At 62.1% G+C, this 17,698-nt stretch carries 21 protein-coding genes and 1 tRNA gene; 8 read left to right on the top strand and 14 right to left on the bottom strand.

Features of this window, described 5'->3' with window-relative positions; translation table 11 throughout:
* Positions 1 to 71 precede the first annotated feature (71 nt).
* Positions 72 to 536 carry a hypothetical protein gene (locus tag BLT08_RS06425; RefSeq protein WP_090304054.1) on the top strand — a complete coding sequence of 155 codons (465 nt, stop codon included), beginning with the start codon at positions 72 to 74 and terminating at the stop codon, positions 534 to 536.
* Positions 537 to 598: 62 nt separating this feature from the next.
* Here the strand turns inward: BLT08_RS06425 and BLT08_RS06420 are convergent, their stop codons facing one another.
* From BLT08_RS06420 to BLT08_RS22900, 6 genes are all read right to left on the bottom strand, one after another.
* The gene (locus BLT08_RS06420) at positions 599 to 1,831 is read right to left on the bottom strand and encodes an iron-containing alcohol dehydrogenase family protein (RefSeq protein WP_090304052.1); all 1,233 of its coding nucleotides are present in this window, start codon (positions 1,829 to 1,831) and stop codon (positions 599 to 601) included.
* A gap of 231 nt (positions 1,832 to 2,062) precedes the next feature.
* On the bottom strand, positions 2,063 to 2,701 hold the full coding sequence (locus BLT08_RS06415; RefSeq protein WP_090304050.1) for a 30S ribosomal protein S3ae: 639 nt from the start codon (positions 2,699 to 2,701) through the stop codon (positions 2,063 to 2,065).
* Positions 2,698 to 2,997, bottom strand: a complete 300-nt coding sequence (locus BLT08_RS06410) for a KEOPS complex subunit Pcc1 (protein WP_090304047.1) — start codon at positions 2,995 to 2,997, stop codon at positions 2,698 to 2,700. Before BLT08_RS06410 ends, BLT08_RS06415 begins: the two co-directional genes overlap by 4 nt.
* Positions 2,994 to 4,187, bottom strand: a complete 1,194-nt coding sequence (locus tag BLT08_RS06405) for an exonuclease (RefSeq protein ID WP_090304044.1) — start codon at positions 4,185 to 4,187, stop codon at positions 2,994 to 2,996. The genes BLT08_RS06410 and BLT08_RS06405 overlap by 4 nt, the downstream gene beginning before the upstream one ends.
* Before the next feature lie 13 nt (positions 4,188 to 4,200).
* Positions 4,201 to 4,668 (bottom strand): 30S ribosomal protein S15, encoded by a 468-nt coding sequence (locus BLT08_RS06400; RefSeq protein ID WP_090304042.1) that lies wholly within the window; start codon positions 4,666 to 4,668, stop codon positions 4,201 to 4,203.
* A gap of 232 nt (positions 4,669 to 4,900) precedes the next feature.
* Positions 4,901 to 5,053, bottom strand: coding sequence for a hypothetical protein (locus BLT08_RS22900; RefSeq protein ID WP_175529251.1), 153 nt, complete (start codon positions 5,051 to 5,053; stop codon positions 4,901 to 4,903).
* A 328-nt stretch (positions 5,054 to 5,381) separates the two neighbouring features.
* On the opposite strand from BLT08_RS22900, the gene BLT08_RS06395 reads away from it, so the two are divergent.
* Positions 5,382 to 5,453, top strand: a tRNA-Ala gene (locus BLT08_RS06395).
* 149 nt (positions 5,454 to 5,602) lie between these two features.
* Positions 5,603 to 5,878 (top strand): hypothetical protein, encoded by a 276-nt coding sequence (locus tag BLT08_RS06390; protein ID WP_090304039.1) that lies wholly within the window; start codon positions 5,603 to 5,605, stop codon positions 5,876 to 5,878.
* 5 nt (positions 5,879 to 5,883) lie between these two features.
* Here BLT08_RS06390 and BLT08_RS06385 read toward each other — a convergent pair whose 3' ends face one another.
* Positions 5,884 to 6,288 carry a hypothetical protein gene (locus BLT08_RS06385; protein WP_090304036.1) on the bottom strand — a complete coding sequence of 135 codons (405 nt, stop codon included), beginning with the start codon at positions 6,286 to 6,288 and terminating at the stop codon, positions 5,884 to 5,886.
* A 1,096-nt stretch (positions 6,289 to 7,384) separates the two neighbouring features.
* On the opposite strand from BLT08_RS06385, the gene BLT08_RS22895 reads away from it, so the two are divergent.
* Positions 7,385 to 7,696 (top strand): HalOD1 output domain-containing protein, encoded by a 312-nt coding sequence (locus tag BLT08_RS22895; RefSeq protein WP_175529250.1) that lies wholly within the window; start codon positions 7,385 to 7,387, stop codon positions 7,694 to 7,696.
* Between the two features lie 357 nt (positions 7,697 to 8,053).
* Here the strand turns inward: BLT08_RS22895 and BLT08_RS06370 are convergent, their stop codons facing one another.
* The 6 genes from BLT08_RS06370 to BLT08_RS06345 all read right to left on the bottom strand — a co-directional run bounded on the left by BLT08_RS06370 (position 8,054) and on the right by BLT08_RS06345 (position 12,812).
* On the bottom strand, positions 8,054 to 8,200 hold the full coding sequence (locus BLT08_RS06370; RefSeq protein WP_090304030.1) for a DUF1328 family protein: 147 nt from the start codon (positions 8,198 to 8,200) through the stop codon (positions 8,054 to 8,056).
* Between the two features lie 302 nt (positions 8,201 to 8,502).
* On the bottom strand, positions 8,503 to 8,889 hold the full coding sequence (locus tag BLT08_RS06365; RefSeq protein WP_090304028.1) for a helix-turn-helix transcriptional regulator: 387 nt from the start codon (positions 8,887 to 8,889) through the stop codon (positions 8,503 to 8,505).
* 202 nt (positions 8,890 to 9,091) lie between these two features.
* Positions 9,092 to 9,322: an Rdx family protein gene (locus tag BLT08_RS06360; RefSeq protein ID WP_090304025.1), complete on the bottom strand. Its 231-nt coding sequence runs from the start codon at positions 9,320 to 9,322 to the stop codon at positions 9,092 to 9,094.
* A 99-nt stretch (positions 9,323 to 9,421) separates the two neighbouring features.
* A complete protein-coding gene (surE, locus tag BLT08_RS06355; RefSeq protein WP_090304023.1) occupies positions 9,422 to 10,225 on the bottom strand; it encodes a 5'/3'-nucleotidase SurE in 804 nt (267 codons plus the stop codon).
* Positions 10,226 to 10,335: 110 nt separating this feature from the next.
* Positions 10,336 to 12,003 (bottom strand): small ribosomal subunit Rsm22 family protein, encoded by a 1,668-nt coding sequence (locus tag BLT08_RS06350; RefSeq protein ID WP_090304020.1) that lies wholly within the window; start codon positions 12,001 to 12,003, stop codon positions 10,336 to 10,338.
* Positions 12,000 to 12,812, bottom strand: a complete 813-nt coding sequence (locus tag BLT08_RS06345; RefSeq protein WP_090304017.1) for a prephenate dehydrogenase/arogenate dehydrogenase family protein — start codon at positions 12,810 to 12,812, stop codon at positions 12,000 to 12,002. The genes BLT08_RS06350 and BLT08_RS06345 overlap by 4 nt, the downstream gene beginning before the upstream one ends.
* Positions 12,813 to 12,996: 184 nt before the next feature.
* Here BLT08_RS06345 and BLT08_RS06340 point away from each other — a divergent pair, with 184 nt between their 5' ends.
* The 3 genes from BLT08_RS06340 to BLT08_RS06330 all read left to right on the top strand — a co-directional run bounded on the left by BLT08_RS06340 (position 12,997) and on the right by BLT08_RS06330 (position 15,425).
* Complete coding sequence (locus BLT08_RS06340) at positions 12,997 to 13,728, top strand: GNAT family N-acetyltransferase (RefSeq protein WP_090304014.1); 732 nt, start codon at positions 12,997 to 12,999, stop codon at positions 13,726 to 13,728.
* A 208-nt stretch (positions 13,729 to 13,936) separates the two neighbouring features.
* Positions 13,937 to 14,965 carry a glycosyltransferase gene (locus tag BLT08_RS06335; RefSeq protein ID WP_090304012.1) on the top strand — a complete coding sequence of 343 codons (1,029 nt, stop codon included), beginning with the start codon at positions 13,937 to 13,939 and terminating at the stop codon, positions 14,963 to 14,965.
* A 133-nt stretch (positions 14,966 to 15,098) separates the two neighbouring features.
* Positions 15,099 to 15,425 carry a hypothetical protein gene (locus BLT08_RS06330; protein WP_139171285.1) on the top strand — a complete coding sequence of 109 codons (327 nt, stop codon included), beginning with the start codon at positions 15,099 to 15,101 and terminating at the stop codon, positions 15,423 to 15,425.
* 127 nt (positions 15,426 to 15,552) lie between these two features.
* Here BLT08_RS06330 and BLT08_RS06325 read toward each other — a convergent pair whose 3' ends face one another.
* Positions 15,553 to 16,305 (bottom strand): SAM-dependent methyltransferase, encoded by a 753-nt coding sequence (locus BLT08_RS06325; RefSeq protein WP_175529248.1) that lies wholly within the window; start codon positions 16,303 to 16,305, stop codon positions 15,553 to 15,555.
* A 370-nt stretch (positions 16,306 to 16,675) separates the two neighbouring features.
* Between BLT08_RS06325 and BLT08_RS06320 the strand changes: the two genes are divergently transcribed.
* Positions 16,676 to 17,698: an ABC transporter ATP-binding protein gene (locus BLT08_RS06320; RefSeq protein WP_090304003.1), complete on the top strand. Its 1,023-nt coding sequence runs from the start codon at positions 16,676 to 16,678 to the stop codon at positions 17,696 to 17,698.

The raw sequence follows: 17,698 nt of genomic DNA, 5'->3' as shown, positions 1-17,698 counted from the left end.
AGCCGTTGAGCCACAGGTCACAGTCGATCCCACCGACATAATTATTGATCAACACGTCCAACCCGATAGCAATGGCCGTCTCCTTTCTCGAGTGGTTCCGCGACGACGATGGGTGGACGACCCCGGACGGTCGCCGCGGCGAACTCGCCGGGCTCGTGATCGGACTCCCAATTTTCCTCTTCGTCGTCACGGGCGAGACGGGGCTCCCAGATCCGTTCGAGAGCCCCAGTGCTGTGCTCTTCGGGACTCTCTGTGGCTTTTGTTACGCGGCGTACTGGCGCCAACGGCTCTGTGCTCTCATCCCCGAGAGGGTGCGGAACTTCGCAATGGGCTCACTTCTCAGCGGCGGCCTCGGACTCTCGCTCCTCGAGGGCGTCGACCTCGCCGTTCCGACGGTGTTGTTCGTTCTGGCGGCGATCGGCACGATTCTCGCGATTTATCTCGCGTGGCTGCTCTCCCCGATTGAGGACGGACTCCAACCACCACGCCGAGGCGCCAGCCCGCCGCAGGCAGTGGAATCGACGCCTACTCGGTGATCGGCGAAACACCGGTAAACCTCCGCCAAGCGCCTACCGCCTTCCACGCGCCCTCCGTACGCCTACCACGCCTCTTCGAGAATCCCCTCGATATCCTCGACGGAGGGGTCCAGTCCCGGCGGTACGTTCGCCATCAGCCGGTCGGCAAGCACGTACTCGGCGACCGCGGTGAACTCGTCGGGTTCGGGGCCGTCGACGTCGCGAAGCCGCGCGGGGAGGTCGAGTCCGTCTCGAATCTCGGTGACCGCTTCGACGACCGCAGCGCCGTGATCCGCGGCGTTGTCAACGCCCAGCGCGTTCGCGAGCATCCCCTCTCGCGTGTCGACTCCCTCCTGCTCGAAGAGGTACTCGAGGACGTACGGGACGACGACGGCGTGGGCGGCCCCCTGCTGGACGTCGTAGGTGTGGGTCAGCCCGTGACCGAAGGCGTGGACGATCGAGAGTAGCGACCCGCTGGGTCGGGAGATGCCGTACTGGACCAACACGATCCCCTCGAGGATCGTCTCGAACGTGTCGATTTCGCGGTCGCCGTCGCCGAACGCGCGGAGGCCGTCCTCGAGTTTCTCGAGGCCGTGTCTGGCCGTCGCGTCGGTCACCGGCGTCGCGTCGGCCGAATAGATGGCCTCGATCCCCTTGTCGAACCCGTTCATCGCGGAGCCCGCGAGGATTGAGTCGGGAGTGGTCGCGACCAGCTCCGGATCGTAGACCGCCGCGGCGGGCATCAGCCCCGGCGCCGAGAGTCCGCCGCTGATCTCCTCGTCGACCGGTCCCGAGTCGGGCGAGGCGGTAAGCCCCCCGGCCATCGAGAGGTCGGCCCCGGCGAGTGTCGTTGGAATTGCGACGATCGGAATCAGCCCGTCGTCCGGGGTCGGAAGCGTACCGGTTTCGGCGAGCTCCCGGCCGGCGGCCGCCGGACCGAGGTCGGTCGCCGCGAGGACGCTGATAGCTTTCGCGACGTCGAGGCTGCTGCCGCCGCCGAGGCTCACGAGGACGTCGGCGTCGTAATCCTCGAGTCGGTCGCGACCCTCGAGGGCCGTCTGCAGACGCTTTTTCGGCGTCGTCTCGTCGAAGATGTGGGCGAGCCGGTCGCCGAGTCCCTCCTCGACGGGATCGATCACGTCGGGCGTGCTCCCGACCGTCGAGCCACAGACGAGCAGGGCGCGCTCGAGTCCCTGCGTCTCGAGTTCGGTCTCGAGTTCCGCGACGCAACCGGTACCGAACCGAATCGTCGCGGGATCGTACTCGAATCGGACGGTCGAGTCCCGCCGATCGTCGCTCGAGTGAGTTGGTGTCATAGATGGCGGTACGGGCGGATCCGTGTTAAAAGCGAGAACAGCGGCGATAGACGGACACTCGCTCGGGCGGAGGCCCATAGCCCCGATCGACGAGCCGACCACCGCTCCCTCCGCGTCGCTGCGGGCGGTCCCCGCCGCGAACAACCCGAGCGCGGCGGCTCGAGTACGCGTCGATCGCTCCGCAAAAAACGTGGACTGCCTTCCTCGATCGCGGATCGGGTCTCGATCCGATTACTCGGCTGCGACGTCTTCTTCGTCGACGTCGACCGCGGTCGCTTCCTCTTCGGCGACTTCCTCGGGACGGGCCTCGAGGGTCGTCTTCTGGATCTCGACGCGGCGCAGCGGGTAGATCGTCTTGGCTTCGCCGTAGATCGCCGAGGAGAGGCGACCCTCGACGACGCTGTCGACGAGTTCCTCGAAGTCGCGCTCGGCGGCGGCCTCTTCGATCATCGCGACCATCTGTTCGCGGATGGCCTTCTCCTGGCTCGCGTCGGCCTTCTTGGTCGTGAAGGCGACGGGCTGGATCTGGACGCGGTAGTCGTCCGTCGTGAGGACGGTGACGTAGGCCTCGACCTTCGAGGCGCCGCGGCGAACCAGCGAGCGCAGGTAATCCCGCGTCAGCGAGTGTTCGACGAACTCCGTGTACGCCGAGTCGCTGCCGACGTCGGTGACCTTGAAGGTCAGCTTCGTGTTGTTCTCGCTGGCGTTGTTCGTCAACTCGCCGAGCGTCGTGACGATGGTTCGGCCGTATACTTTCTCCGGTTCGTCAGCGGGGGTCTCGCCGAGTTCCTGCCGGTCGAACTGCTCCGGTGCCAGGATGGTGTACCACCGCTTTTCCTGTTTCGCTCGTGAAACTGATCGTTCACTCATGATGTATCGTGTGTGGTGTTGCTGTCTGCGTCGGACACGGTCCCCGTGTCCTGTGGTCGGTCGCGCTGTTCGGCTCCGTGCTGTCCCGTCCGAGCGACGTCGATTGCGACCTCGAGGTTGACTACGTAGTCGTCGACGTTCGAGTGGAGTCCGCCGGTCGTCTCGCGTTCGATTCGCGTGACGACGGCGCCGTCTTCGACTTCGGTCGCCATCTCGTCGGTGTTATCCGGGCGCAGGGCCCGTGCGACGAGTTCCGGGTCGTCGTGGCTCGTTCGGATAGTCGCGCGTCGGCTCACAGTACCTCCCTCACTGTCGCGATGATCGTCGACTCGTCCACGTCGGCGTCGTATCTGAGATAGCCGCGCCGTCGGCCGCCGTCGTAGGCGACGTCGGGAATTCCGACGTCTTCGAACTCGCGGGCGACGGCCTCGACGGTCGCACCGAGGCGCTCGTCGCCCCGGGTCGCGACCGCGGCCTCGCCGTTTCCGACGGCGAGAACCGACGGCTCCGGCGACCGGAACGCGACGGCCATTCGAGCGACCGCGTCGACCGGCCCGTCGTCGATTCCGAGGACGAACAGCCCGTCGTAGCGGCCGGTCGACGCGCCCTCGAGCGCCGCGTGGGCGTCTCGGCCGTCGGCTCGCCAGGCTGCGAGCGCCGGCTCGTGGGCGTCGTGGCCCATCGCGAGCGCCGCGCCCGTTCCTGGCTCCGTTCGCGCCGTCGCCTCGAGGACGTCCGCGTAGCCGCCGACCGTCGCGAACCCGTGGTCGGGCGTCGCGTACGGCCGGAGCGCGCGCTGGATCGTCTCCGCGGCGACCGGGGCTGCGTCGTCGTCGCCGATCACGTCGAGTGCGACGGCCGAGCCGATCGCCCGGTGGTCGTCGCCGTCGTACGTCTCGGGAGCCTCGAGGTCGATATCGAGTCCCGCGAGCGCGTCGCGCGTCGCATCCGGGTCGCCCGACCACGGCGCGTGTAGCCGCGTCGAGTGGGCGAGTCCGTCCACCGGATCCGCAGTCGGAACCGCGAGTCCGGGGCGACGGTCGACGAGCCCGCGTTCGCGGGCGGACTCGAGGAGCCACTCGCTCTCGCCGGCTCCCGGTTCTACGTCGGCGGCGACGAGGCCGGCGAGCGCGAGTACGGGATCCGGCGTCGCGTCGAGGTCGCGGACGAGGTCGAGCGCCGCGAGCGTGGCCGGTCGATCGGCCGTCTCGAGGCTCGTGATATCCGCGTCGACGGCTCCGACGCCGATCGTGGCGTCGTCGGCCGCCGGCTCTCGATCGCGAACGCGTGCCGTTCGGTCCGCGACGGTCCGTCCGACGCTGACCTGATACGGCGTGTCGCGTTCGCGAAGCGCCCTCGCGAGGAGGCCGCTCGCCGCGAGCGCGTCGCCGTCGGCTCGTGCCACGATGTGGACGAAGCCCGCACTCTCGAGAACGCTCGCGGCGGGGGCGGACGACGGCTCGGCGGAACGACCCTCTGTGGACATTAGTGAGGTGCGGTTACTCGTCGAGGAGGTCCTTCGCGACCTCGTAGGAGTACGTGAAGTCCGGCTCGAGCTCGTTGCCTCGGTAGTAGGTGACGAGACGGCGGACCTTCGACTCCGTGTTCTGCAGCGCGCGTTTGTTCTGGTAGTCCTGCTGGTTCTCCTGGATGTGCTCGCGCAGTCGAATCGCGCGTTCCATCAGGTTCTCGAGGTCCTCGGGGAGGTCCGACTTGGCGTCGTTCTCCTCGAGAATCGCGGTGAGCTTCTTCCCGGTCGCCAGCTTGACGTCCGGGATGGGCGTGCCCGTGACACCCTCGTCACGCAGCTTCATCCCGATCTGGCTGGGATCGTAGCCCTGCTCTGCCAGTTCGACGACGCGGTCTTCGATCTTGTCCGCGTCGACGTCGCTCCACTCCGGCGGTTCGTCTGCCGCTGGCTTGTCCGAACCGGACGAGCCTCGGCGGCGGGTATGCATTCGTGCCATTGGTGAGGATAGGAACCGCACTGACCGCTCGATTGTGCGATAGTCGGCCATCCGACTACCGTTGCACTTCCGCAATCCCAAGCCGTCCGAAAGAGTGGACGGCACAGTCAGATTTGCGGCCGTGCGCTTCCCACCAGCGCTTTCGCTCGGACGGACTAAAGGGTTTCTAGACTGGACTCGAGTCGAGAATCGTGGGTTTGATGTGAAAAATGGTGGTCTGCCTCGCGTGCGGCTACAGCAACGCCTTGATCTGACGGGCGCTGAGCCGACAGCCACAGGGCTGTGCGTTGTGGGTGTGCGGGCCCATCGTGATGACCCACGCGAGTTGACCGTCGAAGGTGGGACACCGACCCAACACTGACGGGTGAGGCTCTTCCTCACTCATGCTGGGTCCCAGCGTTGGCTGTGAGCGGTGTACTCCGAAGGCGATGCGACTGGCTTGCGGGACGTTTATATCGACGTGGTCGGAACGTAATCATGGCTTCGAGCTAGCGCTTGGAAGCCACGTCTCGGGTGCTGGTACACCCGGGGCATTTCGGCGCAGGCCCCCTGCGGCGGATCGGAGTCGTAGCTTCCATACTGGTCTTGTCTGGATATTAACTTATAACTACTGGAATGTGGGTTCGTGAGGACTGTGCGTGTTACCGTCAGGGGTGGCTCGAGCGTTTCGAGGGGTTTATCTATTCCCGTGGGAAAAGATGGAATGCGAACGAGGGCTCGTAGATCAGAGGTAGATCACTCCCTTGGCATGGGAGAGGCCCCGGGTTCAAATCCCGGCGAGTCCACTCCAATTTTTCCGCTATAATCAGGGTTCTACACCACAAGGTGTGGACATCGAGGAAGACGACACCTGACGCGACCGAATCACGCGTCCCCGCGAGCAACGTCAGTGTCGCCACGTGGGATTCAACACGATGCGGCGAGTACGAACGCTGTGCCATCCGACAGACTCCCTCACTCGGAGACGGGCCCCGACCGGAAGTCCACCGACGGCGGTCGGATATCTTCCGAAGCGGTCGTCGAATCGGTCCGCACCGCGCCGGTACCCGTCGTGAACACGCAGTATCTGGCCGACGAGCACGACGTTTCGGTCGACGAAATGTTCGAACAACTCTCCACAATGGTCGAAGTCGGGATACTGAAACACCATCGCGTCGAGGATCGATGGCACCTCTGGTGGCTCCCGCTCGAGTCCGAACCGGATAATTGACGAGCCTACTCGTCGCTCGTATCCGTGTCCCGAGCGACGGTTGCCCGTTCTCGAGCCTCCTCGATCTTCTCCTCCAACTTCTTCAGCACGGTGTATTTGAACTCGTCGGGCATCTGCCCGTAGTTGATATCGACGGTCAGCATCGCATCACAGTCGTCGACGATCTCGGGCGCCCAGCTTCCCTGTGCGAGTTTCGAGGTTTCGGTGACGATTGCCTCGCCGTCTTCGACGTCGATGAACGCCGTCACCGTGTTCCAGATGTTCGGATTGGTCGTCGTCGCCTCGTCGAACAGCCCCTCGAGTCGCGACTCCTTGATCGGTTCGTCGGCCACTTCCTCGCGTAGGTCCTCGAGCGCGTCGGCTAAGGCCTCGTACTCCGCGGCGGGGCGCTCGGAATCGTCGAGAATCATCGGGCCCACCTCGAGTCGGTGTTGAGACGCATGTGAGGTGCACGTTGGAACTGGACCACTAAATCTTCGGTCCTTCGGCTGTCCCGAGTATTCACAGATTGCGAGTTCGGTATCGCGGTATCGATGTGCAGTAGCCCAACCGGTCGCGGCGCTGTCGCTCAGGAGACGACCGAATGGCGAACCGGTCTCGAGATCGATACACCAGCAGACGCTACTCCGCACTCGCTCCGGAGTCCGTTCCTCCTCCGTCGTCGACCGCTACGAACGTACTCGCGCCACACGAACAGTCTTGCTGTCCGATGAGTCGAATGGTCCCATCGGGCCACTCTCGTGCGGCGTAAACCGAACCACAGTCCTCACACGCGGCGAGAACCCGCGTGACGTCGTCTTTGTGTGCCATCCCCACGATGTGAAGAGGCGAATAGCTGGAATGAAACTTTCTACTCGAAAAACCGTCAGGTGAAAAAGAGAAATTCTTACCAGGACTGTTGTCTAATCCGGCATGTTCGATACCACCACGGGAAGTTCGAAGACACCGAATCAAGTAGTATACTTGTCAGTATGCCAAGTCCGTCACGTTCGAGTTACAATCAACGATCGGTGGAATACTGGTTCCGTCGAAAACCAGTCCGTCGTTTCAGTATCCGTTCGAATACGTATTGCAGTACACGACGTTCGTCAGCGGGGTCACGATACGCGCCCTGATATAATGTTTCGAGCCACTGGATCGGTCAATATCGCCGTACTCGAGCGAACGATCCGTTTCTGTTAGATTTAGTGACATCCTATTTAATAACGGTCCCCTCGACGCCCCATCCGTAGCGATGACCGACCAGTTTGGGGGTCGTGTGCGGGCAGTGAACCGGGATTCGAGGAGTGCAACGTATTACACCGGCACACGACGGGGACGGCGGTGGCAAGAACCGCGGATCGAGACCGCCGCCGATTCGTTCGGACTCGGAGGGGTGCACTCGAGGCGGGGTCTCGGTCGAAACCGATACGAGAGTCGGCCGACGCAAGCGCGGGATGGTGCGGGGAGAAGACCGGGCGTGGCCGGCCCGACGAACGCGACGCGAACGCAGATCCAGACCAACCGATGACCAACTACGATCCGAAGCGAGACAGACCGACGGACTCACAGCCGGATGCGATTATCGTCGACGTCGTCGAGGCGTTGGCCGAAGCCGACCGACTCGAGCTAGAGGAGGTCGAGTACACCCTCTACGAGTACATCAATCCGATGGTCCTCACGGAGTTAGCCAGCCACGACACCGGCACGTGGACGTTTCGGTTCGACATCGCCGACCACGAGGTAACGCTGACGAGCGACGGCCGGCTGTTCGTCGACGGCGTCCTCTGTCGGGATGACCTGCTAGTAGAACAGTCGTCGACCTGCGCCCACAGGTAACGCCGGAATCGCCTCATCTCGCGACCGTGAGTTCGGATTCGACGTCCGACGAGAACACCGACCGCCGGCCGTGGGTCTCGCCGCGTAACTGCGGGACGTCATCGTCGGTCGGATCACACTGAGACCGTCGGTACGCGTCCCGGTCATCGATAGACGCCTCGGTAACCAGCAGACGTCTCGGTAATCAGCAGATGCCCTAACAGCAGAACTCTCTCGGGGCACCTGCTGGTATCCGTCTCGAGTGTCCGTTGCGACGAGCTGCCGCTGCTCGGCGTGTCCCTACGGAGCGACGTCGTTGCGAGGAGGAGCGCTACGAGGACGCCCGCGGTGGGAATCCGGCTGCTCCCCGCGTCTCGCTCACAGTAGCAGCGAGATGATCGCGAGCACGAGGAAGATCAGTACGAGCCACTTTGCGATGGACATGGACATGCCTGCGACGCCGCCCGCGCCGAGCGCGCCGGCGATGATCGCGATCACGAAGAACAACAGTGCGAGTTCTAACATACCTCTACGTAGGTCAGTTCGATGGAAATGAATTCGGCCTGAATACGCCACAGACGCGTTCCCGTATCGGTGGTATCGTCGCGCCAGTCGACCTCGAGCCGATCCGTCTCTCGGTTTTCGGACCTGTTCCGGTTCGTTCGCGCTCGAGCAACGACCCTCGACACCGAACACTGCCTAATCCAGCAAACCCCGTGGTCGGAACGAGAACGGAATCGGAAACAGAATCGCTCAACACCAGACATACCCGATAGTCAGTCGCCGTCCCATCGAAACACCGAACGCGACTCCATCGCCGGTAGCCGCTACTCGTTGAGATGCGAGCGATAGCCTTTCGGTTCGAATCCTCGCCGACAGATAACGCGCTTGCGACCGACGGTGATCGCACTGACCTGGCCGTCGTCTTCCATGCTGCTGATGACTTCCTCGAGGTGGTCGTCCGTCCAGCCGGTCTCGTTGCGGACCGTCGATCGATCGACGCGACCGCCGCGTTTGACGAGCAGTCTGAGAATCTTGTCCTCGTCGGGGAGATCGCGTTCGTCGACGCCGTACTCGATCTCCTCGGCGTAACTCAGTGTTTCGTCGTCCGTCTCGTCCGATTCGTCTGTCCTCGCGTCGCCGTCCGCCGTCTCGTCGGTCGAATCGCTCGACCAGAGCGACGAGAGGCGGGTCCAGAGTGCATTGAATACCATTGTCGATCACCCGTTTCGGAACCGAACGCCGTTCCAACGCGCATCGTTTGTGTACTGTTGTTTCATTTGTTACCTATCCCTGTCGCTGCTCGTTACGGTATGACTATCGTAATACCGCCGTAACCGAATAGCGACGGCCTTGCGACCCGCAAGTCGGTTATCACTTCAACGACTCGACATGCTTGGTGCGTGGTCACAGTGCTCATAGCCGATCACGCACCCGACGAACGATCTCGTCGACGTCGTACGTCTCCTCGTGCTTCTCGAAAACGAGTTCGTCGTTGACACGGACCGCGAAGACCCCGTTCGCGCCCGTCGCAAGCGTCACCGCCTCGAGTTGCTCGCCGAAAGTCGACAGAAGCGCATGCTGGAGGTTCTCGGCCCGCCCGAGGAAACCACAGGGGACGCAGTATTCGATCTCGACGCTCGTCATAGGAGACGATTCACCATCCCGATACAAATCAGTTCGGTAGCCAGTGCATTCTCGCCGCTGGAGTATCAGTCCCGGTTGTGACGATGATCCAATAGATTATTACTCCGGTAGGTTTCCAGTCTCGAGATAGGCCTCAGCGAGCGCGCTGAGCGCCTCGTGGTGGTTCGTCGAGTGGGGCGCGGTGAGCGGTGAGACGCTGATTCGTCCCTCGACGACGGCTCGTCGGTCCGTTCCGTCGGGATCGGGAAGCGTGTCGGGATCCATCCGCTCCCAGATGCGGTCTCGCATGTGGACGCGCGTCCCGTCGCGTTCGGCGTCCATCTCGTAGCGTTTCGAGGGCTTGGTGATCTCGATCGGTACGGGATCGCCGTCGGCGACCGGGACGTTCACGTTGAGGTAGGCGGCGTGGTCGAAGACGCCGGCCTCGAGCGCGTTGTCGACCAGATAGGACGTCACGCGGGTCGCTTCGGCGTACTCCTCGGGACCGAGGTCGATCTCGGACAGCGGCGTGTCCGAGACCGGGACGTACATCGAGGTCGCGATGGCGGGGACGTCGAAGAACGCAGCTTCGACCGCGGCACTGATCGTCCCCGATCGGCCGAGGACGTACTCGCCCAGGTTCGCGCCCTTGTTACAGCCCGCGACGACGATGTCGGGGTCGGGGCCGAGTTCGGCTAGCCCGGCGACGACGCAGTCGGCGGGGGTGCCGTAGACGGCGTACCCGAGGTCGCGCTCTTCGACGTCGACTTCGTGTGACATCGAGCGGCCGCAAGCGCTCTGGTCGGTCGCCGGAGCGACGACGGTCACGTTGGCGTGTTCGGCGAGGGCGTCGTGTAGCGCCCTGATACCGGTACTCTGGATCCCGTCGTCGTTAGTCAACAGGATCTCGAGGGGATCGCTCATAGCTGTCGGGTCGGAGGCCGGCGCGAAAAGCCCACCGCTTCGGCGGATCGGGAGCGTACTACTCGTCGAGTCGAGGTGATTCGTGGACGAAAAAGCGGTGTGAACCGACCTCAGCCGATGCGATCTACGATCGTCTCCTCGTCGACGACCAGGTTGTACGCCCCTTCGTCGTCGTTCCAGAGCGCGAGGATCTGTTCGAACGAGCAGATCTCGCCGTAGTCGGCCTCGAGTAATGGCCGATTGAGCGAGGTTTCACCGGTGAGGACGGCGTAGTGGTCGATCGATTCGCTCCCGTCGCTGATCTTGAACAGCGGATTCGAACGGCCCGAATCGTTACCGTATCCGTCGTCGCCGTCACTGCCGCCGCTCAGCGACCGACTGAGTTTCGCCGCGACGAGATCGATCCGGTTCGTCACGTGGCGATCCATGTCGGTCATGCGCGCCCAGTCGCTGGCCTCGAGCGAGACGTTCAGCCGCCGTTGGCCATCGAGGCGCAACAGCGAGTAGGAGAACTGGACGTCGACGTTGACGAACTCGCCGGGTGCGTGTTCCTCGTCGTGTTCGGGCGTCGCCTCGTCGAACTTTCGCTGGAAGGAGGGGACCTCGAGATCGGGTCTGGCGTCGAACGACCAGCCGCGGTCCGTCGGCCGCGCGCCCGACCAGAGCCGAACGGTGGGTCCGTAGACGGTGACCCGTCCGTGTCGGCCGGCGTCGTCGACGTTGTCGCCATCACCGTCGCCGTCGTCGACATCCCCATCGGACTCGCGCTCGCCGACCCCCATCTCTTCGGGCGTCCACAGGCGTTCGTCCTCGAGTTCTCGTTCGATCTCGCGCAACTGGATGCTCGTGTTCTTGTCCGCGGGGGACATCGCGAGCAGCGTTCCGTCGGGGGCGAGCAACTCGAGTGCGGAGCGCGCGACGGCGACGGGGTCTTCGAGCTCGCTCAGCACATTCGCGGCGATCACGAGGTCGAACCCGTCGTCGGGCGCCGTCGGATCGAAGCCGCTGGCGGTTCCGTCGCCACTGCTCGCGTTATCGTCCAGGCCGTGGTCGGCACCGCCGGTTTCGCCGTCGGCGCCGTTCGCGATGACGTTCGGATCGAACGCCTCGACCGTCGTTCGGTGAATCGTCGGGTGGACGTTCCGCCCGGTCTCCTCGAGCAGTTCCTCGAGGACGTCCGCGGCTGCGCTGGGTTCGATGGCGTGGTAGTCGACCAGAGCGTCGTCGGGGAGGTAGTCACAGAGTCCCAGTGCGGGACCGCCGACGCCCGCGCCGATGTCGAGCACGCGGAGATTCCGACCCAGCAGCCCGCTTTCGGCGAGGTCGTCGAGCGCGTACTGCACCGCGGCGTAGTAGCCCGGCAGGTGGTAGATCGCGTAGCCCGCCGCGACGTCGTCGTCGTACTCGACGTGCTGGCGCTCGAGGTAGCGGGCTTTGAACCGTCGAACCGTCGATCGCAGGAGGTCGCCGGTGGCGTCCTCGTGCCAGTCGACGCCGTAGCGATCGACCAGGAAGTCCTCGAGCCGGCGTTCGTAGGCGGCGGGAAACCGCTCGACTGGACCTCGATTCGGTCGAACCGGCTCGTCGTCGACGGGAACGAAGGTGCCGTCGTCGCGCTCGAGCAGTCCGAGGTCTGGGGCCTCCTCTCGGAGGAGTTGGCGAACGACGGCCGGGTGGGGACTCCCGTCGATGTAGTCACAGATTTCTTCGGGATCGATCGGTCTGACGTTGCGTAGATACTTGGCGTTCGAGCGGACGGCCTCGCGTTGGTCGGTCATTTGGGTGTCTCGTTGGTCGCGTCGTCGGTCGTCTCGCTCCGAGCTGCCGCCTCGTCGGCGGGCGGGTCGGGCTGCCACTGGCTGGCGGCCTCGCGGTACAGCGACTCGAGTTCCTCGGCGTCGGCGTCGGCGACGGTTGCGGCCGCGTCGGCGACGGCGTCGGCGCCGTCGAACGTCTGCTGGATATCCGCGTAGACCCGCGGGGTTCCCTCGGTGAACTGCTCGGTCAGGGTTCGAAGCCCCTCGTATATCGGCGTCTCGAACCCGTCCGGCACCGAGTCGGCGGCGAGAGCGAAGGAGAGGACGGCGGCGTGGGTCGTCGCCTGAACCGTCTCCATCGCGTCGTCGTGTTCCGTCGTCGTCGTCTCGATGAGATCGTTGCCGCCCGCGTCGAAGGTCTCGAGGAGCGCCTCGACCGTCGGCCCGGACTCGTCGCGAACGACCGCGATCGACCCGGGAGCCCGTTCGGGCGCAAACAGCGGGTGGAGGCTCGCTCGCTCGAGGCCCGGTGCGTGTTCGGCCATCGCCTCGAGCGGCGGTCCCATCACGCCCGAGACGTCGACGATCGCCCGCTCCGCCCGGTGTGCGTGATCGGCGACCGCGTCGGCGACGTGGGTCATCGGCACCGCGAGACAGACGACGTCGTAACTGTCCGTTCCCTCGAGCGCCGTCGTCTCGGCGTCAGCCCCCACCCGTTCGGCCGCGCCGGCCGCGGCGTCGGCGTCCACGTCGGCGAACGTCACGGTGGCGTCCGTGGCGCGGCCGAACCACGTCCCCATCGCGCCCGCGCCGACGATCAGTACGTCCATCGCTCGCTCCTACCGCCCGGCATCGCAAAAGCCGTTCGATCGATTCGCTCGAGTGACTGTCCGCACAGTGGATCGATCGTCGGGGTAGCGACGAGATACGTAACCGGTTCCGTCGAGTCGACGACCTGCCGATAGCGTGTCAATACCACCCAAGCTCTAAATCCGAGGTCGTCGTACCGACCCTATGGGAGCGATGGAGCGACCGGCGTTTTCCTCGGACGCACGCAAACGGCTCTACGAGTACGTCGAACGAAACGGGACCGTCAAGCGACACAAGTTACTGGACGTCGTGTCGCTCCCCTCCGAGGAGTTCCGGGAACACCTCGAGGGGCTGAAATCGGACGGCTATCTCCAAGAGGAGGAGGGAACGCTCGAGATCGCCCTCGAGTTCGGCGCGGTCACGGAGTACGAGACCGACGATCTCACGTTCCTCGTCCGCCCCGGCAGGCAGGCCGATTTCGACGGGCTCATCGACACGATTCGGGACGTGACCGCCGCGGAGACGTACGTCGTCGCGGAGACCATCGCCGAGGAACTGCTCTACGAGGACGCCGTCAGCCGTCACAACAGCGTCAGCTCTCGGATGTTCTTCGTCGCGACGGTCGACGGCGACGTCGTCGGCTGGACGCACCTCGATCTGCCCCAGATCGAGCACGCCCAGGGCACGGCCCAACAGACGGTCGGCGTCCGCGAGGAGTACCGAGGGCACGGCATCGGTACCAAACTGCTCGCTCGCGGCGTCGAGTGGGCCGAAGCCAACGGCTTCCGGAAGGTGTACAACAGCGTGCCGATCACCAACGAGCGCGCGCTCGAGTTCCTCACCGTCCACGGCTGGGACACCGAGGCGATTCGGCGGGACCATTACGAAATCGACGGGGAGTGCGTCGATGAGGTGATGATGGCCTACGAGCTGTAGCCATCGGCCGTCGTAACAGGACGATCACTTTCGCTGTCGGTCGCGTGCGCGACGGCACCGGCCGCGAGAGGTCGATTCGAGACGATTTCGGTCGCCTACAGCAGACGCCAGCAGGTTCTTCGCTGACAGAATCACTGCTATGTTTGGCTAGCTGTATATTATATTAGGCCAATCCGTATAGAGAACAGCCAGGATACTCGATAAAATCATGTGGCCGGAGTGGAAAACTGGCCCACGGAGTTTCAATGAGCCGAGGACGAACACCGAAATCAATCAATCACGACTCAATTTCGATCGAATCATGAGCACGGTAAGCGTCGTTATAACCACTTATTTCAGGAACGACCAACTGCAGCGTGCGATTGAGAGTGTCATCCATCAACCGAACGTAGATGCCGACATCTACGTCATCGACATGTCGGGTCGCGAAACGGCTCGACCGGTCGCAGAAGAATACGGGGTCCGCTATGTCCCGATCCGCTCATTCAGCGTCGATAACGCACTCGAGCAGGTCGCAATCGCACGCGATATCGGTGCGTCGATATCCGACGGCGACTACCTCTACTTTCTGGACGACGACAACGTCGTCGTCAACGGCGGACTGTCGCGACTCGTCGAGGCGCTCGAAGACGATGTCGGAGTCGCGTGTTGTATCATGGACGGTCTACTTACACCACAACAGATCTACCCCTTCTTTGCTTCCGACGAGGTAGTCGATCCGGAAGCGGTCCTTGAGTTCACGCTCATGAACCTCGTCGCACCGTTCTCGCTGTCGGGAATGCTCATCGAACGGGACACGCTCGAGGCGATTCCGCCCATGCGCGAGCTCCCGCACGACGATATCGCCGTGGTGATCGAACTCGCCGCAGTTACCGGGTTTTCGACGGTGGGAGAGAAACTGGTCGAGATGCAGGGCTACCACGGCTTGAGCCTCACCGAAGATTCGATCGAGGGACGAATCGCGCTGTTCGAACACTACGCCGAGGTATATGACCATCTGCCGGACACGATAGAACAGTACGGTCAGTCGCGAAAGCACTTCCTGTTGGCCAAATTGGAGCTTCTCGACAGACGGTGGTCACCGCGTATGATCTACCACTACGGAAAGTACGCGTACCACTATCCCGACGCGACGAAAGTGCAGTATCTCACGGCCGTGGCGTCGCTGTTCGGTCGGTCCGGCGTTCAGACGCTCTGGTCGCGAATGGATTCGATGGATGCCACCGGCGGATGGTGAGTCAGGATTGCAACTGCGTTCTCCGACGACACTGGCGAACATTAATCAACAAGGTGAGTAGCCATAGTATTTCGCTGAATTTCCTTAGTTGCCGGTAATTTTATATAATATACATTGGTAAAATCATACGCAGATGTCACGTAGTAGTAAACTCACCCCTCGGAGCGGAGATGAGACCGATAACGGAACGAGCCACCAGCTCAATGATGTCGAAGCGGCCGCACAGGAGAAAGTGGCCGCGAAGACTGAAGCAGGCAAAGCGATTCACGACGAGAATCCGATGCTCTGTCCCCCGGTCTGTCTGGGATACGGTGCCGGCGCGTTTGCGACCGGATACCTTGCTACCAAGGAGGTGGCAAACGGAGCACAGCAGTCGCTGGCTATTCGAGACATGGCCGAACGCGACGTTACGGCAGACGCATCCATCGACGAGTTGCTCGAGGCGCGAACCGACGACTAAGCGATCGATCGTCGAATCGTCTTCATTTTGCAGCATCGACCGACTGTCGTGGCCCCGACCACTGCAGCAACAACTGTACGATCAAGTACTGATTGGCGGTGAGTGCTGTTGTCTGCGCTACTCCGGATCACGTCGCCAAGACGACGAGTCGTGGCGAGTCGAAGGTCAACTCCGGACCGGGGTTAGCCCCTTCGCCGATCATCGTAATCTCGTCGAACCCGGCCGTCTCGAGCATGTCTCGAAATTCTGCGGGTGCGTACAGCCGTCGCTCGAATTCCATCGTGTCTTCGTGTTCGTATCCGTCGTCGATAATAGAAAAGACATCGATGGTGCTGCTGAGGCGGCTCGTTTTCACGTCGAACTCCATTTGCTGTACGTGTAAGTTCCCGTTGACCACCTTGACGGTCGACTCCTCGAAGTTTCGGATCGTCGCCTCCTTGTTCCCTAACTGCATGAACAGGTAGCCGTCGTCCTCGAGCAGGTCGTTGATTTTCGAGAGGACGGCCCGGTCGGTTTCTTTCCCATAATAACAAAACGAATCAAATAGGTTTGTAACCAGATCGTAGTTCTCGTCCCACTCGTCGAGATCACGCATATCGAACACTTCGAACGATGCACGGTCGGCTACCCCTCGCTGTTCGGCCTTCTCCCGTGCTTGCTTGACGAACGCCTCCGAGATGTCGATACCGTCCACCCGACATCCCTCCTCGGCGAACCCTATGGCGTGTCGGCCGATTCCACACCCGATATCGAGAACACGGTCGGGCCGTCCTCCGCGTTTCTCTCTGATCGTCTGCAAAACGTTTCGTACCTGTCTGGACCCTGCCTCCTCCATGTTCTCGAGAATGGGTGCAAAGAGTTCGGCTTGATTCGTATACACTTTTTCCGCAGGGTTGTCATATGACATCATTCATACTGACTCTGTATACAACCAATTAAACTGTCGGTTTAGGACGTATTATGATAGTAGCAAAGGAGGATTGGTGGAGGCGTTTCTTAGCTCGTACGGCCCACCGTGAAAGCCAGAGTAGCCATTGAAAGTCACTGCACACCTGATCGCATGGCGGCTGTGGGATCAGTGTGTGAATCGTTTCAGTTGTTACTATATAGCCGGCCACACCACGACAGACGAACCGTCTTTTCAATGGCTCTCCGCAGTCGTTGATGCAGGAAGACCACCGGGATCAACTCTGCTCGTTTCATTAATGAAATTTAAGTGTCGAAGACATAATTGCTAACTTGAACAAAATATGAATGAACTGTTTGATCGTGACGCCGGCGGCGATCGGGAACAGTCGGCAGGCGACCAATCCAAACCGAGCGACGACCAAGCGGATACGCCTGCAGTCGCCATCGAAGGAGTTTCAAAAACGTTCGAGAACGGAACCGACGTCGTCACCGCCGTCGACGACGTTTCTTTCACCGTGGATTCGGGTTCCGTCGTCGGTATTCTCGGACCGAACGGCGCAGGAAAAACGACGCTTATTAAGTCGATTCTCGGTCTGATCTATCCCGATTCCGGATCAGTGCGGATCAACGGCCACGACATTTCGGAGAATCCGACGGCCGTCTACGAGGATATCGACGCGATGATGGAAGGGGCCAGAAACGACTACTGGCGGCTGACCGTCGACGAAAATCTCCGATTCTTTGCCAGCGTCGGCGGAGAACACCCCGATGCGATCGAACAGGAGCACGAACGACTGCTCCGCAAACTGGATTTGTTGGACAAGCGCGATGAACAGGTGCGAAACCTTTCACGCGGAATGAAACAAAAAGTCGCACTCGCCAGCGCACTCGCCCGCGACATCTCCGTTGTTTTTCTCGACGAACCGACGCTTGGACTTGATATCGAGAGTTCGCTCACGCTTCGTCGACAGCTTCGGCAACTGGTCGACGAGCGCGAACTCACCGTCCTGTTGACCAGCCACGACATGGATACGATTCAGTCCATCTGCGACCGTGTTATCATTCTGAACGACGGGGCTATCGTTACCGACGATACGGTCCAAAACCTCCTCGATATGTTCCAAACACAGGAGTACCGTTTCAGCGTCAGAAGCCTCTCCGAAGCGTTGGCCGCCGACCTTCGAGAGAGGTTTACTGTGACGGAACTCACCAGATACGAGGATCGAACCAGGTTTGTCGTCGCCGCCGATACTTCCACGTTTTTCGAACTGACGGCGTATCTCGAGGGGACGGACATTCAGCTTCTTTCGGTGGAAACGAGAAACGCTGATCTGGAAGAGATATTCATGGAGATCGTCGAATAG

The organism is Natronorubrum texcoconense (assembly GCF_900100335.1).
Lineage (GTDB): Archaea > Halobacteriota > Halobacteria > Halobacteriales > Natrialbaceae > Natronorubrum > Natronorubrum texcoconense.
Note: the sequence above shows the minus strand (reverse complement) of the source record. Positions and strands in the feature narration are given on the sequence as shown.

What these genes read in the sequence shown, in the direction of transcription:
- BLT08_RS06420 (WP_090304052.1), bottom strand. Translation starts at nt 1,831, where the DNA reads ATGACACCAACTCACTCGAGCGACGATCGGCGGGACTCGACCGTCCGA.
- BLT08_RS06400 (WP_090304042.1), bottom strand. Translation starts at nt 4,668, where the DNA reads ATGGCACGAATGCATACCCGCCGCCGAGGCTCGTCCGGTTCGGACAAG.
- BLT08_RS06405 (WP_090304044.1), bottom strand. Translation starts at nt 4,187, where the DNA reads ATGTCCACAGAGGGTCGTTCCGCCGAGCCGTCGTCCGCCCCCGCCGCG.
- BLT08_RS06335 (WP_090304012.1), top strand. Translation starts at nt 13,937, where the DNA reads ATGTGGCCGGAGTGGAAAACTGGCCCACGGAGTTTCAATGAGCCGAGG.
- BLT08_RS06350 (WP_090304020.1), bottom strand. Translation starts at nt 12,003, where the DNA reads ATGACCGACCAACGCGAGGCCGTCCGCTCGAACGCCAAGTATCTACGC.
- BLT08_RS06360 (WP_090304025.1), bottom strand. Translation starts at nt 9,322, where the DNA reads ATGACGAGCGTCGAGATCGAATACTGCGTCCCCTGTGGTTTCCTCGGG.
- BLT08_RS06425 (WP_090304054.1), top strand. Translation starts at nt 72, where the DNA reads ATGGCCGTCTCCTTTCTCGAGTGGTTCCGCGACGACGATGGGTGGACG.
- BLT08_RS06415 (WP_090304050.1), bottom strand. Translation starts at nt 2,701, where the DNA reads ATGAGTGAACGATCAGTTTCACGAGCGAAACAGGAAAAGCGGTGGTAC.
- BLT08_RS06365 (WP_090304028.1), bottom strand. Translation starts at nt 8,889, where the DNA reads ATGGTATTCAATGCACTCTGGACCCGCCTCTCGTCGCTCTGGTCGAGC.
- BLT08_RS06340 (WP_090304014.1), top strand. Translation starts at nt 12,997, where the DNA reads ATGGGAGCGATGGAGCGACCGGCGTTTTCCTCGGACGCACGCAAACGG.
- BLT08_RS06385 (WP_090304036.1), bottom strand. Translation starts at nt 6,288, where the DNA reads ATGATTCTCGACGATTCCGAGCGCCCCGCCGCGGAGTACGAGGCCTTA.
- BLT08_RS06320 (WP_090304003.1), top strand. Translation starts at nt 16,676, where the DNA reads ATGAATGAACTGTTTGATCGTGACGCCGGCGGCGATCGGGAACAGTCG.
- BLT08_RS06345 (WP_090304017.1), bottom strand. Translation starts at nt 12,812, where the DNA reads ATGGACGTACTGATCGTCGGCGCGGGCGCGATGGGGACGTGGTTCGGC.
- BLT08_RS06370 (WP_090304030.1), bottom strand. Translation starts at nt 8,200, where the DNA reads ATGTTAGAACTCGCACTGTTGTTCTTCGTGATCGCGATCATCGCCGGC.
- BLT08_RS06330 (WP_139171285.1), top strand. Translation starts at nt 15,099, where the DNA reads ATGTCACGTAGTAGTAAACTCACCCCTCGGAGCGGAGATGAGACCGAT.
- surE (WP_090304023.1), bottom strand. Translation starts at nt 10,225, where the DNA reads ATGAGCGATCCCCTCGAGATCCTGTTGACTAACGACGACGGGATCCAG.
- BLT08_RS22900 (WP_175529251.1), bottom strand. Translation starts at nt 5,053, where the DNA reads ATGAGTGAGGAAGAGCCTCACCCGTCAGTGTTGGGTCGGTGTCCCACC.
- BLT08_RS22895 (WP_175529250.1), top strand. Translation starts at nt 7,385, where the DNA reads ATGACCAACTACGATCCGAAGCGAGACAGACCGACGGACTCACAGCCG.